Genomic DNA, 14396 nt, shown 5'->3' on the forward strand with positions numbered 1-14396 from the left:
GAAACCTATGATTTATCGATCGATATTGAAAAGTGTGCTCACGTTGCAGCCCGGATATTCTTTACGGGCGCTGAACAACAAGTTCAAGTTGATGCTGTTGATGACCCGGGAATGGTCAGACTTGCGCTCGTTTCTGCGGCGCATGTCGAATGCGCTGGGCGACGACGGCTTTGAGAAACTGGAGGGTGATTGCATTGGCGTGGTGCAGTGGCCTTATATCAGCAAGTGCTGGAATGCCCCTGCACGCCTTGCTGCGGTGGCTTCGCACTATGAAGCGATCAGCAAACAATTTCCGGCGCTGTTGCTGCTGGGGCGTGACGAACGTCTGACCCTGTGTGACCTGTCGGGCTACTCCAGCGCCTGTACCCTGGTTTTGGATCGGCCGATCTGGTTCAAGCGCGAAGGGGAGCTGGTGCTGAACGTGTTTCAAGGCGATTTGCGCGTGGCATCAATCGCCTTCACCTTGTCTCGCACCACGGATGGACTGTGTCTGTTCATCGGCGCGGTCCAGGGCATTCACAAAGGCGTAGACAGTGAAAGATCCTTGAGTATCTACCGGGACCTGACCAAGGACTTTGAGGGGCTGCGGCCCAGAAGTTTTCTGATCGAAGCCATCAAGTGCGTTGCCAGAACGGTGGGCGCTACCAGGATTTACGCGGTCGGCGACGCGTACAGGCACCATCGTCATCCTTATTTTGGTGCTGAAAAAGCCCAGGATCTGGCGGCTAACTACGATGTCATCTGGCTGGAAAATGGCGCAACGCCCTCGGCTCGCGAGGACTTCTTCAATATCCCCCTGGCCCGGTCAATGCGTGCGGCGGATGACATCGCCGCGAAAAAACGCGCGATGTACCGCAGACGCCAGGCGTTACTGGATGATGTTTTTGCCCATATCGAAACTGCACTGGCAGGCACTGATGGGCAAAGGCAGCTGCAACTGCACCGGCAGCGTTTGGGCGCCGCACTGGCAGTACAGGAAGTCCACAGCGCATCGACCATCTCGCCCTTGATGGCAAGGGCTGCAGCGTTGCTCCGACACCTTGTAACCGAACCACGGGTAGACCAGCGCTTTCGGGCGTACGTGCAGAAAGCCGGGTTGTATCCAACCCTGAGAAAAGTCTGGCAGGAGTTGTTGAAGCAGGGGCCGGGTCTGCTGTGGAAAGCACCGGATGCACAGAAAAGCCTGCCTCTGGGTAACCCTGGCGTACCGGCCAGCGATCTGTTCACCAATGAAGTGCTGTTGATCGGCGAGGCTGACCTGTCGCAACGCCCCAAACCGCGGGTGGCGCAGATCCAGCAAGCGCTTGAAGGCCTCGGTTACCGATGCCGAGTTGTGGATTGGCGTGACCACGGCGCTTGTCTGAATGCACTGCAGATGTGTTCAGCGGTGATCTTCTTTCGGGTGCCTGCTTTCGCCGATGTACTGCAGCTGATCGAGGAGGCCAGGCGGCTCAAGGTCACGTCCTACTGGGACGCCGATGAGTTGATTTTCGATCCGCAGGCGTATCGCCAGGGCAATGATCTGAACGCATTGAGCGCCGCCACCATCGCAAACCTGCTGACGGCCGTGGCGCTGTATCAACAGGCGCTGCTGTCGTGTGACCGGGCCATCGCTGCGACGGCCACCTTGGCCCTGGCAATGACTGAGGCTGGCGCCAGGCATGTGACGCTGGTCGAGCAGACCCCGGACGCTGAATCCGACAGCAAGAGTTGGCAGCCGCTGAGCCGGATCTTTCCTGCGCAGGCGAAGACTCGCGCCAGGCGAGTGCTGTCGGCAAACATATTCTTCGCCCCGAGAAGTTATGGCGGTGCCACGATTATTGCGGAGCAGATGACGCGGTTGATGGCGCAGGCATCGCAACTGCAGCCATTCGTTTTCACCTCGTTGCCAGTCGCCAACGCAGCGCCCTACGGCTTGTTCAGGTATGAGGTCAACAAGGTTGCGGTAATCGGCATGGGGTTACCCGAAGAGCGCTCCGAATACTTTGAGAACCCCGCGACAACCCCGACCTTCGAGGCCATGCTCAGCAGCGTTGCGCCAGACCTTGTGCACTTGCATTCGGTGCAAGGACTCGGGGCGCAGCTGGCGGAAAGTTGCCGCAAGGCGGGCATTCCTTTTGTGGTGACGTTGCATGACACCTGGTGGATCTGTGGTCGTCAGTTCATGATCAATAACCATGGGCAATACTGCGGGCAAACCAGGATTTCCACTGAAGTCTGCGCGAAGTGCGTAGACGATCCGGTCCTGAACGATTACCGCCAGCAGTGGCTGGCAAACATGCTGAAAAACGCCGACCTATTACTGGCGCCGAGCAAGTTTGCCAGGGACCTGTATATCGCCAACGGCTTCGATGCCTCGAAGATCCGGGTCAACAACAATGGCATCCTGGCGCCTGCGGCCAACTACCGTAAGCAACCGGGCAAGACCCTCAGGTTTGGCTATGTCGGCGGCAATGTCTCGATCAAGGGTGTGACCTTGCTGGCCCGTGCCTTTGCCTCGCTCAACCGCTCAGACTATGAGCTCAAGGTGGTGGACAGCCAACTGCACCTTGGCTTGCGTTCATTCAAACCAGACAGCATCAAGATTCCCGGAACCGTCACCTTCATTCCTGGCTATGCCCAGGCCAACATGGACGCGTTCTATTCCGGGATCGATGTTCTGCTGTTCCCGACGCAGTTGAAAGAAACCTTCGGTTTGTCGGTGCGCGAAGCGCTTGCCCGTGACGTCTGGGTGATCAGCACTCAGGGGGGCGGAACGGTTGAAGATATCGTCGATGGCGTCAATGGCACCATCATCCCGCTGAGCACAGATGAAAAGTACTTGCGCCAGGCACTGTCCGATGTGCTCGAGAACCAGCAGCGCTACCTTGAACATCGTAACCCCTTCAAAGCCAGTATCAAGTTGTGCAGCGACCAGGCCCTGGAGCTTCAGGGGATCTATGAAGACGTGCTCAAACAGGCCTCGCTGTCGGAGGCATCGGCAGCAGGCCAGCCGTCGGTGATCGCCAGCCTGAGGTAGATGGCTGGCGGGGCAGGTCTGATCATTCATAACGCGGGTAAACAGTCGGGCTCCTATGCGCATTGCTTATTTCATCAATCAGTATCCCAAGGTCAGCCATAGCTTCATTCGCCGCGAAATTCTGGCGTTGGAACGCCAGGGCATTGAGATTCAACGCATTGCCTTGCGTGGCTGGGACGCTGAGTTGCAAGATGCCGAGGACCTGTCTGAACGGGATAAAACCCGCTACGTGCTGCAAGACGGCATCAAGGGCCTGCTCGTGCCGTTGCTGCACGTGTTGCGTACGCGCCCGCGACATTTTTTTTCGGCCCTGTGGCTGGCCCTGCGCATGGGCCTGCGTGCCGATCGCCCGTGGCCCTATCATCTGGCCTATCTGGCCGAAGCGTGCCGTGTTGTGCAGTGGCTGCAGGCGTATGGCGCTGAGCACGTGCATGCGCATTTCGGCACCAATTCAACCGAGGTGGTGATGCTGGCCAACGCACTCGGTGGGCCCGCTTACAGTTTTACCGTGCATGGCCCGGAGGAGTTCGACAAACCGCAGTTTCTTTATCTGGGTGAGAAAGTCCGGCGCGCGGCATTTGTCGCGGCGGTCAGCTCCTACGGGCGCAGCCAGCTGTTTCGCTGGGTGGCGCATGAGCACTGGGCCAAGGTCAAGGTGGTGCATTGCGGCCTGGAGCGCATGTTTCATGAAGTGCCGGCAGTCATAGCCCCCAATGTGCCGCGCCTGGTTTGCGTCGGGCGTTTGTGTGAACAAAAGGGCCAGCTGTTGCTCCTTGAAGCTGCGCGCCTGTTGGCCGCCCAGTCGGTGGTATTCGAGATCGTTCTGGCCGGTGACGGGGAAATGCGCGCCGATATCGAAGCGCTGATCATCCGGCATGAATTGCAGGCACAGGTGCGCATCACCGGCTGGATCAGCAGTGCCCAGGTACGCGATGAGATCCTTGCCGCCCGCGCCCTGGTTCTGCCGAGTTTCGCCGAAGGCCTGCCGGTGGTCATCATGGAGGCCATGGCCTTGCGCCGACCGGTGCTGACGACCTATGTGGCGGGCATTCCCGAGTTGGTTCGCCAGGGTGAGAACGGTTGGTTGTTTCCTGCCGGGGCGGTGGAGGAGTTGGCCGCAGCCATGGCCGACTGCCTTGCGCAACCGGTCGACACCTTGCAGCGCATGGGGGAAGCGGCGTATCAGCGCGTGCTGCAACGCCACGATATCGACAGTGAAGCGGCCAGGCTGGCCGGCTACTTTAAGGCATCTGCATGATTACTTTACTGGCTTGGCTGCTGGGGGCAGTAGCGCTAATCACGCTGTTGCCGGTGTTGGTGCTGTTCGCGCAGGTACTGCTGGCCTGCCTGCCTGCGCGATCTATGCTACAGGTGAATGGAACGCGGCCGCGAGTGGCGGTGTTGGTACCCGCGCACAACGAATCCTCGGGCATCGTGCCGACGCTCAACAGCATTCTCCCACAACTGCTGGAAGGTGATCGGCTGTTGGTGGTTGCCGACAACTGCAATGACGACACTGCCGCGCTGGCCCGCTCGGCTGGCGCAGAGGTGGTGGAGCGGTGGGATGAGCAACGGCGTGGCAAGGGCTATGCGCTGGACTTTGGTGTGCGTCATCTGGCCGGGGTTGCGCCAGAGGTGGTGATTGTCATCGACGCCGATTGCCAGCTGAGCGAGGGGGGCATTGACCATCTGGCGCGCAGTTGTGCCAGTAGTGGGCGGCCTGTGCAGGCACTTGATCTGATGCGTGCACCTGCCGGTGCAGGGCTGAAAGTGCAGGTTGCCGAGTTCGCCTGGCGGGTCAAGAACCTGGTGCGGCCACGCGGTTGGGCGCGGGTGGGTTTGCCCTGTCAATTGATGGGGACGGGAATGGCGATCGGCTGGCGAGATCTGGCGTTGGTCGATCTGGCCAGCGGTCACCTGGTCGAAGACTTGAAAATGGGCCTGGATTTCTGCCGCAACGGCAAGCCGCCATTGTTTTGTCCGGATGCACAGGTCACCAGCTTTTTTCCACGCAGCGCTGAAGGGCTCACTACTCAGCGCGCGCGCTGGGAACGTGGTCATCTGGGAGTGCTGCTGGGGGATGCGCCGAAGTTGCTGGGCGCGTCGATCACCCGGCGCAACTGGCACCTGCTGGCGATGACGGTGGATCTGATGGTTCCGCCGCTGGCCTTGCTGGCCTTGGCCTTGGTGGTTGTGTTCAGCGCCTCATGGTTGGCATTTCTGCTGTTCGGTGTGTGGCTGCCGGTGTTGATCGCCACGGGGGCGATGGCTCTGCTGGTTGCCGCTGTGCTGTTGGCATGGAATCGGTTCTGCCGTGAACTGATCGGGTTTTCTGTGTTGCTGTATGCACCGTTCTATGCGGCGAAAAAGATACCCCTGTATCTGGGGTTTTTGATCAAGCGCCAGGTCGAATGGGTGCGCTCGAAACGGGATGACAGCTAATGGAAGGTGGCGCCGCGCAGAAAACCTGGAAAACGATTATCGGCAAATTGCGGGTGGTCAGTAGCGCAAGTGACAAGCAGGGATTGCTGCAAGCGTTGTCTGCACCCCAAGCACCGACAGTACTTGGTTTCGTCAATGCGCATGCCATGAATCTGGTGGCGGGCGATGCCGAGTACTTCAAGGCCTTGTCGACGGCTGATGTGCTGTTACGTGATGGTGTCGGCATGGCGATTCTGTACCGTCGCCTGGGCCTGGATCCCGGGTTGAACATGAATGGCACGGACTTCATTCCCCAACTGCTGGCCGCTTTCAAGGGCCGCCGGGTGGCGTTCTGGGGGACTGAAGAGCCGTTCCTGAGTCAGGCGGCGCAGCGTAGCGAAGCCCTGTCCGGTGTGCAGGTGGTATCGGTTCATCATGGTTTTGCCCAGGTGCAGACCTACATCAACCTTGCCCGGCAAACGCAGCCTGAGCTGATCGTGCTGGGGATGGGCATGCCCAGGCAGGAAGCCGTTGCCGCTCGGCTCAAAGCCGTCGGCGTGCCCTGTCTGATCATCTGCGGCGGGGCGATCCTGGATTTTCTCGGCGCCAAGGTAACGCGGGCCCCACGATGGCTACGCAGGCTAGGGTGCGAGTGGGTCTACAGGTTGATGAGAGAACCAAAGCGGCTATTTTTGCGCTATGTGGTGGGCAATCCACTGTTCCTGTTGCGGATGCTTTTCTGCACCAGGGCTGCGGAGGGGGGGTCACAGAACACGCCCCGGCCTTCCTAGGGAAAACCTCTGCCCGGCGGATCGTCTGATTCAGCCAAAATGAACGGCAGGGATGACTCAGTCAGCGATGATAGCCTGGTACTGCTACAGTGATATCACAAGCTTCTTCAGGGCTGGGAAATATTGGGAAAGCGTGTGGTATCTCAATTGATGAGGTCTAGCAATGGTTTTCGAACCCAGAAGTAGCCGCTCCCTACTCCAGCGAAGAAGCAGTGTCAGCAACGCCATCCAGGCGGGTCTCGACGGAATTGCGGTGACCGGCGTTGCCTGGTACCTGATCAATGACCAGATCGGTTACATCACCTCTGACTACGTCATCATGATGTTGCTGTTGATTGGTGCATTGGCCGTCATTTACGACCACTACGCTATTTACCGCAGCAACGTCGGTCTTTCCATCAAGGCATTCAGACTATTTAAAGCGTGGTCGGCCACGTTTTGTTTTCTCGTGGTCATGGCATTTCTTACCAAGCAGAGCGAGAGTTATTCACGCCTGCTGGTGGGTGAACTATTTGTCATCGGCTATTTTGTTCAGTTGTTTCTGCACTTCGCCGTGCGCGAGGTGCAAAAGCGCTTTTTTGCGCACGCCTATCGCCTGGAAAATGCCCTGATTATCGGGGCCGGCGACCTGGCTCATTTTCTGCATCAGAAAATAAGTAACAACCCGTGGTTTGGTGAGCGGATTGTTGGCTGTGTCTTGACCGGTGAGGGGGATGACGGCGATTACGCAGAAGGAAAGAATCGTTTGTCAGTATTGGGACATGTTTCCGATCTTGATGAAATCGTCGTGCAGCATGCGATCAGAACTGTCTATCTGGTCACGCCGCTAAGCGGGTCTGCAGTCATCAATGATGTGTACTTGAAGTTGCTCGACAAGTGCATTGCGGTTAATTGGGTGCCCGACATCTTTTCACTGCGTTTGATCAATCACAGTGTGCGTGAAATTTCCGGCATTCCCGTGCTGACCTTGTCTGAAACACCGTTGACGGGAACGAGCCTGTTCCTGAAGAACCTGGAAGATAAAGTCCTGGCAGCACTTATCTTGCTGTTTGCATCACCCGTGCTGCTGGCTATTGCCGTTGCCATCAAGCTCGACAGCCCGGGCCCGGTGTTTTTCAGGCAGGAGCGCATGGGCTGGACCGGGGAGTCTTTTCGCATCTGGAAATTCAGAAGCATGTTTGTCCATGAAGCGGAAGGTGGCGTTGTCAAACAAGCACAGAAAAATGATGTGAGGCTGACCCGGGTGGGCGCCTTTATCCGTCGAACCAGCCTGGACGAGTTGCCGCAGCTATTCAATGTGTTGATGGGCGAGATGTCCCTGGTGGGGCCACGGCCACACGCGCTTCAACACGATACTCTGTACTCTCAGGACATCGTCGACTACTTTGCCCGGCACAATATCAAACCCGGCATGACAGGCCTGGCGCAGGTCCGTGGATTCAGAGGTGAAACCAAAGACATCGAGCAAATGATCCAGCGTGTGGACTCTGACATCGAGTACATCAACAACTGGTCGCTCTGGCTCGATTTTGTGATTCTTGTGCGTACGCTGAATGCCTTCACAGGCAAGCATGCCTACTAGTGGCTTACAGCGGCGTGTAAGGCCCGGAAGCTTTCAGCTTCCTCAACCAGCCAGTCATGCACTGCCCGGGCGCTCGGATGCGTCAGACCAGCGGGTGGGTAGAGCAGCACGTAGCGCTTGTGATTGGCGATCGGCAGGCCGAACGGCACGATCAGGGCGCCGCGTTCCAGTTCGTCATTGAGCAGGGTACGCCGTGCGATGGCAACACCAATACCGGCAATCGCCGCTTCAATGGTCAAGTGGTTGCGGTTGAAGGTGTGCCCGCGGCGCACGTCCAGGCCGCCCGCACCAATCCCTTCCAGATAGAACTCCCACTCGGCATATTCCGAACTGCCCCGCCAGGCGGTGATGTCGTGCAGCAATGGATAGTGCGCAAGATCGGCTGGGCCGTGCAGGGGCGGGCGGCCTCGCAGCAGGGTCGGTGAACACACCGGGAAAATCTGCTCATCGAGCAGCGGCGTTGAGTGCATGCCTGGATAGCTGCCGTCGTTGAGGTCGATGGCCAGGTCGAAGTCGCCTTCATGCAAAGCCTGAGTGCTGTCCTCGGCCACCAGACGCAACTGGATATCCGGGTAGCGTTGCTGCAAGCGGGGCAGGCGTGGAGTCAACCATTTGGCCAGAAACGAGGGAATCGAACGCAGGCGCAGGGTGCCACGGATTTCGCCAGCGTCCAGGCGCAGCAATTCGGCGTCGATGCTGCCGTAGGCTTCACTGACCGTCTGTGCCAGGCGCTGTCCCTCGGCGCTCAGTTCCACGCCACGGGCGCGGCGCAGGAACAGACGAAAGCCCAGGCGCTCTTCCAACTGACGAATCTGCTGGCTCACCGCGCCGGGGGTGATGTGCAGTTCTTCGGCGCAGCGGGTGAACGACAGGTGCCGTGCCGCGCAGCAAAACACGTGCAACCAGACATACATCTGGCCATTCATTTGCCGTCTCATCGTTTAGTTCTGCTAAAGGCTTGCTTAGAAATTTTCGTTGGTCAATGCCACGGTGACCGGGCAGTATCGCGCAACTTCGTGAAACCCTTAAATTTTTTTCATAGCGCCGCAGGGTGACATTTGTCGCTTGAGCGTGCAGGCATTAGCATGGCTATCAGTGTTTTCGACCTTTTCAAGATTGGCATCGGGCCCTCCAGTTCCCATACCGTGGGGCCGATGCGGGCGGCTGCGACCTTTGCCCGGGCCCTGCGTGAGCAGGGCCTGCTGGAGCACGTCAGTCGGGTAGAGGTTCGTCTGTATGGCTCGTTGTCGGCCACCGGAGTGGGGCATGCTACAGATCGTGCCACCTTGCTCGGGTTGATGGGCGAGTGGCCCGACCAGATTGATCCGCAGCGTATCGAGCCGCTCATCACGCAGTTGCAGGACAGCCAGGTGCTGCTGCTCGATGGTCGTCATGCCGTTGCCTTCGATTGCAGTCGCGACTTGCTGCTGCTCGACGAAAGCCTGCCGTATCACCCCAATGCCATGACCCTGGAAGCCTGCAGCGCAAGCGGTTCATTGCTGCAGCAGACTTACTATTCGGTCGGCGGTGGTTTTATTGTCGAGGCCGCGCAGATTGGCGCTGCCGGCGACAGCGCCGAGCAGGTCATGTTGCCCTACGACTTCGACAGCGCCGCTGAACTCCTGGCGTTATGCAAGCAGCACCAGTTGCGCGTCAGTGAGTTGATGATGGCCAACGAATTGGCCTGGCGCTCCGAGGCCGAGGTGCGCAGTGGCTTGCTCAAGCTTTGGGCGGCGATGCGTGAGTGCGTCGACAACGGCCTGCGTAACGAAGGCATCCTGCCCGGTGGGCTGAAGGTCAAACGTCGCGCTGCCAAGCTGCACCGTAGCCTGCAGGAGCTGGGCAAGCCCAATGTGATCGGCTCGACATTGAGCGCCATGGAGTGGGTCAACCTGTTCGCCCTGGCGGTCAACGAAGAAAACGCTGCGGGCGGACGTATGGTCACCGCGCCCACCAACGGTGCTGCCGGGATTATTCCGGCGGTGCTGCATTACTACATGAAGTTCAACCCTGATGCCTGCGACAACGATGTTGTCGACTTTCTGCTCAGCGCTGCTGCTGTGGGCATTCTGTGCAAGAAGAACGCCTCGATTTCCGGTGCTGAAGTGGGCTGTCAGGGCGAGGTGGGCTCGGCGTGTTCCATGGCGGCGGCAGGTCTTGCCGAAGTGCTTGGGGCGACCCCGATGCAGCTGGAAAATGCTGCTGAAATCGCCCTTGAACATAACCTCGGCCTGACCTGCGACCCGGTTGGCGGTCTGGTTCAGGTGCCGTGTATCGAGCGCAACGCCATCGCGGCGGTCAAGGCCATCAACGCTGTGCAAATGGCTTTGCGCGGTGATGGCGAGCATTTCATTTCCCTGGACCGGGTGATCCGCACCATGCGCGATACCGGTGCCGACATGCATGCCAACTACAAGGAGACTTCGCGCGGCGGCCTGGCGGTCGCTTTTGTCGAGTGTTGAGTTAGACCCTCGCGGGGCAAGTTATTCATAAGCAACAAAAACAACTACAAGGCAATATCGATGACTGATGTAAACACCACCACCCACCTGGGTGCGCGCACGGCTGCGCCCGCGCAAAGCAAAACCTGGAATCGCCACGACACCACCTGGGTCCTGGGCCTGTACGGCACCGCCATTGGCGCCGGTACCCTGTTCCTGCCGATCAACGCCGGGGTAGGGGGCTTCTGGCCGCTGCTGGTGCTGGCGCTGTTGGCGTTCCCGATGACCTATTACGCGCACCGTGGCCTGACCCGTTTTGTGCTGTCCGGCAAGCGCGGCGCCAGTGAAGATATCACTGAAGTAGTGGAAGAGCACTTCGGTGTCGGCGCCGGCAAGCTGATCACCTTGCTGTACTTCCTGGCCATTTTCCCCATCCTGCTGGTCTACAGCGTGGCGCTGACCAATACCCTGGGCAGCTTCATGGAGCACCAGTTGCACATGACCCCGCCACCGCGAGCCTTGCTGGCGTTGCTGTTGATCTGTGGCCTGATGATCGTGGTGCGCAGCGGCCAGGGCATTATCGTCAAGGTCATGAGCCTGTTGGTCTATCCCTTTGTTGCCGCACTGCTGTTGCTGGCCCTGAGTCTGATCCCCAGCTGGAACGGCGCGTTCTTCGCCCAGGCGTCCGCAGGCATGCCGCTGGACCTGTTCTTCAAGACCCTGTGGCTGGCGATCCCGGTGATGGTCTTCTCGTTCAACCATTCACCGATCATCTCGGCCTTTGCCGTTGAGCAAAAGCACCGCTACGGCGAACAGGCCGACCAGAAGAGCAGTCGTATCTTGGCCCGTGCGCATGTGATGATGGTGTTGACGGTGATGTTCTTCTGCTTCAGCTGCGTGCTGGCCCTGAGCCCGGCCGATCTTGCGGCGGCCAAGCAACAGAACATCTCGATCCTCTCGTACCTGGCCAACCACTTCCAGACACCGGTCATTGCCTTTGTCGCGCCGTTGATTGCATTGGTGGCGATCACCAAATCGTTCCTCGGTCACTACATCGGTGCCAGCGAAGGTTTCCAGGGCATGATCGTGAAAAGTCTGCGCAGCCGCGGCAAGCAACTGCCAGCCAAGCGTCTGGAACAACTCACCGCGCTGTTCATGGTGCTGACCTGCTGGGCCGTGGCCACCCTCAATCCGAGCATCCTGGGGATGATCGAGAACCTTGGCGGGCCAATTATCGCCTGCCTGTTGTTCCTGATGCCGATGTACGCCATCCACAAGGTGCCGTCGTTGCGCAAATATTCGGGCAAGGTGTCGAATGTCTTCGTCGTGCTGATCGGCCTGATTACCCTGTCGGCGATTCTTTACTCGTTCTTCGCCTGACCTGAAGGTTGCTGCGCCGCTGTTCTAAGCGCAGGACACTGCAGGCCGCGATTGCATCTTCCCCTGCGAAGGGCCTGACGCTAGTGTGAGCACACTTGCGTCAGGCCCTTTTGGCTTGACCATCGCAAAGGAAGCCACCGCAGATGACCGATTCGACCGTTCACGCCGAGCTGGGTGAGATCCCCTATACCGTCAACTTGTCCGCGGGTGTGAACCAGTGGCTGGCGGATGAAAACCAGGCGCTCGGTGGCCGCGACGCCGGCCCCAATCCCCACCAGTTGCTGCTCTCGGCGCTGGGGGCGTGCACCGCGATCACTGTGTCAATGTACGCCCGGCGCAAGCAATGGCCGCTGCAGCATGTGCATGTGCAGCTCGATATCGTCAAGGAAGAGAAAACCGTACCGATGAGCACCGAGATCAAGCGTGTCATTGAACTGCACGGTGATCTCGATGCGGCCCAGCGTGAGCGTTTGCTGGGTGTGGCCAACGCCTGTCCGCTGCACAAGCTGCTCAGCGGCAGCATTGCTATCGACAGTCAGTTGAGTGACTAACGCGACTCGCTTCTGAACTTGACGAAGCTGCGGCGCATGTCCGAGGCCCAGCCGTCGAGTACCGGCTGGACGTCTTTCACGGTCAGCTTGGTGGTGTCGTTTTCAAGCTCCTTGCCGGCGCCTTTACGCACCACCTGGGCCAGCACCGTGTTGTTGCCGCCGTCGAGAATTGCCGCTTCGGTGGCGATGTCGACATCCTGGTCTCGACCACCGGCGGCGGTGTTGACGGCTGCCGCCAGCAGGGCGATCGGGATCACTTCGTAAGGCCTGAGCCCTTCGTTGCTGGTTGCCACTGCGGTAATCGCCGGGCGCACCACCAGCACATTCGGGCCCGGACCTGTGGCCAGCGCTACGACCGCTCCCAACTCACGCTTGAGCGCCGCGTCGTAGTAGTGGGTGATTTGCTGCAGCGTTTGTGGGGAGATCACGTCCGTGGGCTGCGGCTTGGGGTAGAACTGACTGGGCTCGATGTATACCTGTTTGTAGTTGGAGGCCTTGAAGTTGGGGGAGATCCAACGCATTACCGGTGCGCCGGAGATACTCTCGGCCTCCTTCAGGTGGCTGTAGTCTTTGAGAAATCCGGAATATTCGCTGGGGTCGACCCTGGAGCTGGCGCAACCGGCCAGTACGATAAGTGCAGAGCAGAGTAAGGTTGCACGTAGTGCGGATTTCATTGGCTTTCGTTCCTTGGCAATGATTGCGATGACACCTGTGAGGTATCCTCAACAAAGCTAGCAGCTCCCGGCCTGTGCGCCAGAGCCTCCCATGGATTTTCACCGTACGATCGGTGCGTGCAGGTCAATCCTTCACCAACGCCCGCAACGCCGCCTTCGCCTCAGGCGTATGCAGACGCTCGATAAACAGCAGGCCCTCGCGACGCACGCAGGCTTCCAGTTCTGTCCGGTGCGTATCCTTGAGCAAGCGCTTGCTGACCCGCAACGCTTCCTGCGGCAGGCTTTGCAGGCGTTGCGCCAATTGCCGGGCGGCGCTCAGGCATTGCTCGCCATCCTCATGCAGCTCATTGGCCAGGCCCCATTGCACGGCCTGCTCACCGCTCAGCAGCTCATTGCACAACAGCAGCCGGGCAGCCCGGGCGTGCCCCAGCAAGCGCGGCAACAAAAGGCTGGAGCCAAACTCCGGGCACAAGCCCAGCGGCACAAAGGGCATGCGCAGCTTGGCCGTGCGGCTTACCAGCACCTGATCGCAATGCAGCAGCAGGGTGGTGCCAATCCCGATGGCGGCGCCGGAAACGGCGGCAATCAGTGGCTTGTCCAGGGCCATGACAATGCGCATCAGGCGAAACACCGGGCTGTCCATGTCGACGGGCGGGTTGTCGAGAAAATCCTTGAGGTCGTTGCCGGCGCTGAAACACTGGGCGCCACCGGTGATGACGATGACCTCGACCTGCGGGTCATCGCTGGCCGCCAGCAGCAGCTCGCCAAGCGCGCTGTACATGGCGCTGTTCAAGGCGTTGAGCTTGTCTGGGCGGTTGAAGGTCAAGGTCAACAAGCCGTTGTTAAGGTCACGAATAATCAGGTCGGTCATGGCAAGCCTTTATTGTTCTTGTCTTGGGTTTAGAAGGTCGGTGGCGTGATTACCCAGATGACCACGGCATCGACCTCACCAGGGTTACCGTAGCGGTGCGGTTCCTGGCTGGAAAAACTGAAGCTGTCGCCTTCGTTGAGACGGAAGTGGCGCTCGCCCACCCACAGCTCGAAACTGCCTGATAGCAGATATCCGGCTTCTTCGCCTTCATGGCTGTAACTTTGCTGGCTGTAGGTGCCCGGCGGAAAGCGCGAGTGGAGCATTTCCAGTTCGCGGTTAGGCTGCGGGCTCAGCAACTGGTCAACGATACCATCTTCGTAGTGAACACTCAGGCGGCTGTTTTTGCGTACCACGTAGCCGTTGTCTTCAGGGTCGGTGCTGGCTTCGCTGGCGAAGAACCACTGGATGGTCACGCCCAGGCTGCGGGCAATGTTGAATAGCGCCGGAATCGACGGAAAAGACAGGTTACGTTCCAGCTGGCTGATGTAGCCAGCGGTCAGCTCGCTCTGCTGGGCCAGCTCGGCCAGGGTCATGCCCCGGCGTTTGCGCAGGCCGCGAATACGCGTGCCAAGAAACTGCGGGGCAGCAGCACCTTCCTGGCTGGGAACGGCGCCGGCGGGCGGCATCTTGCTGCTGTTGCTCATGGGGTGCTCCGAACCGCACGCT

Annotated in this window: 12 protein-coding genes and 1 pseudogene; 9 read left to right on the forward strand and 4 right to left on the reverse strand. The window is 59.3% G+C overall.

All coding sequences use genetic code 11. From position 1 onward, the window contains the following. Positions 1-7 precede the first annotated feature (7 nt). The 6 genes and pseudogenes from C6382_RS24570 to C6382_RS04210 form a co-directional block, all read left to right on the forward strand. Positions 8-937: pseudogene (locus tag C6382_RS24570) on the forward strand (DUF535 family protein); the annotation flags it as partial. Positions 938-1639: 702 nt separating this feature from the next. Next, the gene (locus tag C6382_RS24575) at positions 1640-3019 is read left to right on the forward strand and encodes a glycosyltransferase family 4 protein (protein ID WP_371919564.1); all 1380 of its coding nucleotides are present in this window, start codon (positions 1640-1642) and stop codon (positions 3017-3019) included. Between the two features lie 55 nt (positions 3020-3074). Then, positions 3075-4277, forward strand: coding sequence for a glycosyltransferase (locus C6382_RS04195; RefSeq protein ID WP_107023278.1), 1203 nt, complete (start codon positions 3075-3077; stop codon positions 4275-4277). After that, positions 4274-5461, forward strand: a complete 1188-nt coding sequence (locus tag C6382_RS04200; RefSeq protein WP_107023279.1) for a glycosyltransferase family 2 protein — start codon at positions 4274-4276, stop codon at positions 5459-5461. Before C6382_RS04195 ends, C6382_RS04200 begins: the two co-directional genes overlap by 4 nt. Next, entirely contained in the window at positions 5461-6231 is a 771-nt protein-coding gene (locus tag C6382_RS04205; RefSeq protein ID WP_107023280.1) for a WecB/TagA/CpsF family glycosyltransferase, read from the forward strand. The genes C6382_RS04200 and C6382_RS04205 overlap by 1 nt, the downstream gene beginning before the upstream one ends. A gap of 163 nt (positions 6232-6394) precedes the next feature. Continuing rightward, on the forward strand, positions 6395-7813 hold the full coding sequence (locus C6382_RS04210; protein WP_107023281.1) for an undecaprenyl-phosphate glucose phosphotransferase: 1419 nt from the start codon (positions 6395-6397) through the stop codon (positions 7811-7813). On the opposite strand, the gene C6382_RS04215 is transcribed toward C6382_RS04210, so the two are convergent. Continuing rightward, entirely contained in the window at positions 7810-8751 is a 942-nt protein-coding gene (locus C6382_RS04215; RefSeq protein ID WP_107023282.1) for a LysR substrate-binding domain-containing protein, read from the reverse strand. The two genes, C6382_RS04210 and C6382_RS04215, sit on opposite strands and share 4 nt — an antisense overlap. Positions 8752-8898: 147 nt before the next feature. Between C6382_RS04215 and C6382_RS04220 the strand changes: the two genes are divergently transcribed. From C6382_RS04220 to C6382_RS04230, 3 genes are all read left to right on the forward strand, one after another. Beyond that, positions 8899-10275: an L-serine ammonia-lyase gene (locus tag C6382_RS04220; RefSeq protein ID WP_107023283.1), complete on the forward strand. Its 1377-nt coding sequence runs from the start codon at positions 8899-8901 to the stop codon at positions 10273-10275. A gap of 60 nt (positions 10276-10335) precedes the next feature. Next, a complete protein-coding gene (locus tag C6382_RS04225; protein ID WP_107023284.1) occupies positions 10336-11634 on the forward strand; it encodes a serine/threonine transporter in 1299 nt (432 codons plus the stop codon). Between the two features lie 143 nt (positions 11635-11777). After that, positions 11778-12185: an OsmC family protein gene (locus C6382_RS04230; protein ID WP_107023285.1), complete on the forward strand. Its 408-nt coding sequence runs from the start codon at positions 11778-11780 to the stop codon at positions 12183-12185. On the opposite strand, the gene C6382_RS04235 is transcribed toward C6382_RS04230, so the two are convergent. From C6382_RS04235 to C6382_RS04245, 3 genes are all read right to left on the reverse strand, one after another. Beyond that, the gene (locus C6382_RS04235; protein WP_107023286.1) at positions 12182-12859 is read right to left on the reverse strand and encodes a DUF3313 domain-containing protein; all 678 of its coding nucleotides are present in this window, start codon (positions 12857-12859) and stop codon (positions 12182-12184) included. The genes C6382_RS04230 and C6382_RS04235 overlap by 4 nt on opposite strands. Positions 12860-12983: 124 nt before the next feature. Next, on the reverse strand, positions 12984-13730 hold the full coding sequence (locus C6382_RS04240; protein WP_107023287.1) for an enoyl-CoA hydratase: 747 nt from the start codon (positions 13728-13730) through the stop codon (positions 12984-12986). Positions 13731-13759: 29 nt separating this feature from the next. Further along, entirely contained in the window at positions 13760-14356 is a 597-nt protein-coding gene (locus C6382_RS04245) for a cupin domain-containing protein (protein WP_178082749.1), read from the reverse strand. Positions 14357-14396: the final 40 nt, after the last annotated feature.

This window comes from Pseudomonas sp. BBP2017 (assembly GCF_003024385.1).
Lineage (GTDB): Bacteria > Pseudomonadota > Gammaproteobacteria > Pseudomonadales > Pseudomonadaceae > Aquipseudomonas.

What these genes read in the sequence shown, in the direction of transcription:
- C6382_RS24575 (WP_371919564.1), top strand. Translation starts at nt 1,640, where the DNA reads ATGACTGAGGCTGGCGCCAGGCATGTGACGCTGGTCGAGCAGACCCCG.
- C6382_RS04195 (WP_107023278.1), top strand. Translation starts at nt 3,075, where the DNA reads ATGCGCATTGCTTATTTCATCAATCAGTATCCCAAGGTCAGCCATAGC.
- C6382_RS04200 (WP_107023279.1), top strand. Translation starts at nt 4,274, where the DNA reads ATGATTACTTTACTGGCTTGGCTGCTGGGGGCAGTAGCGCTAATCACG.
- C6382_RS04205 (WP_107023280.1), top strand. Translation starts at nt 5,461, where the DNA reads ATGGAAGGTGGCGCCGCGCAGAAAACCTGGAAAACGATTATCGGCAAA.
- C6382_RS04210 (WP_107023281.1), top strand. Translation starts at nt 6,395, where the DNA reads ATGGTTTTCGAACCCAGAAGTAGCCGCTCCCTACTCCAGCGAAGAAGC.
- C6382_RS04215 (WP_107023282.1), bottom strand. Translation starts at nt 8,751, where the DNA reads ATGAGACGGCAAATGAATGGCCAGATGTATGTCTGGTTGCACGTGTTT.
- C6382_RS04220 (WP_107023283.1), top strand. Translation starts at nt 8,899, where the DNA reads ATGGCTATCAGTGTTTTCGACCTTTTCAAGATTGGCATCGGGCCCTCC.
- C6382_RS04225 (WP_107023284.1), top strand. Translation starts at nt 10,336, where the DNA reads ATGACTGATGTAAACACCACCACCCACCTGGGTGCGCGCACGGCTGCG.
- C6382_RS04230 (WP_107023285.1), top strand. Translation starts at nt 11,778, where the DNA reads ATGACCGATTCGACCGTTCACGCCGAGCTGGGTGAGATCCCCTATACC.
- C6382_RS04235 (WP_107023286.1), bottom strand. Translation starts at nt 12,859, where the DNA reads ATGAAATCCGCACTACGTGCAACCTTACTCTGCTCTGCACTTATCGTA.
- C6382_RS04240 (WP_107023287.1), bottom strand. Translation starts at nt 13,730, where the DNA reads ATGACCGACCTGATTATTCGTGACCTTAACAACGGCTTGTTGACCTTG.
- C6382_RS04245 (WP_178082749.1), bottom strand. Translation starts at nt 14,356, where the DNA reads ATGCCGCCCGCCGGCGCCGTTCCCAGCCAGGAAGGTGCTGCTGCCCCG.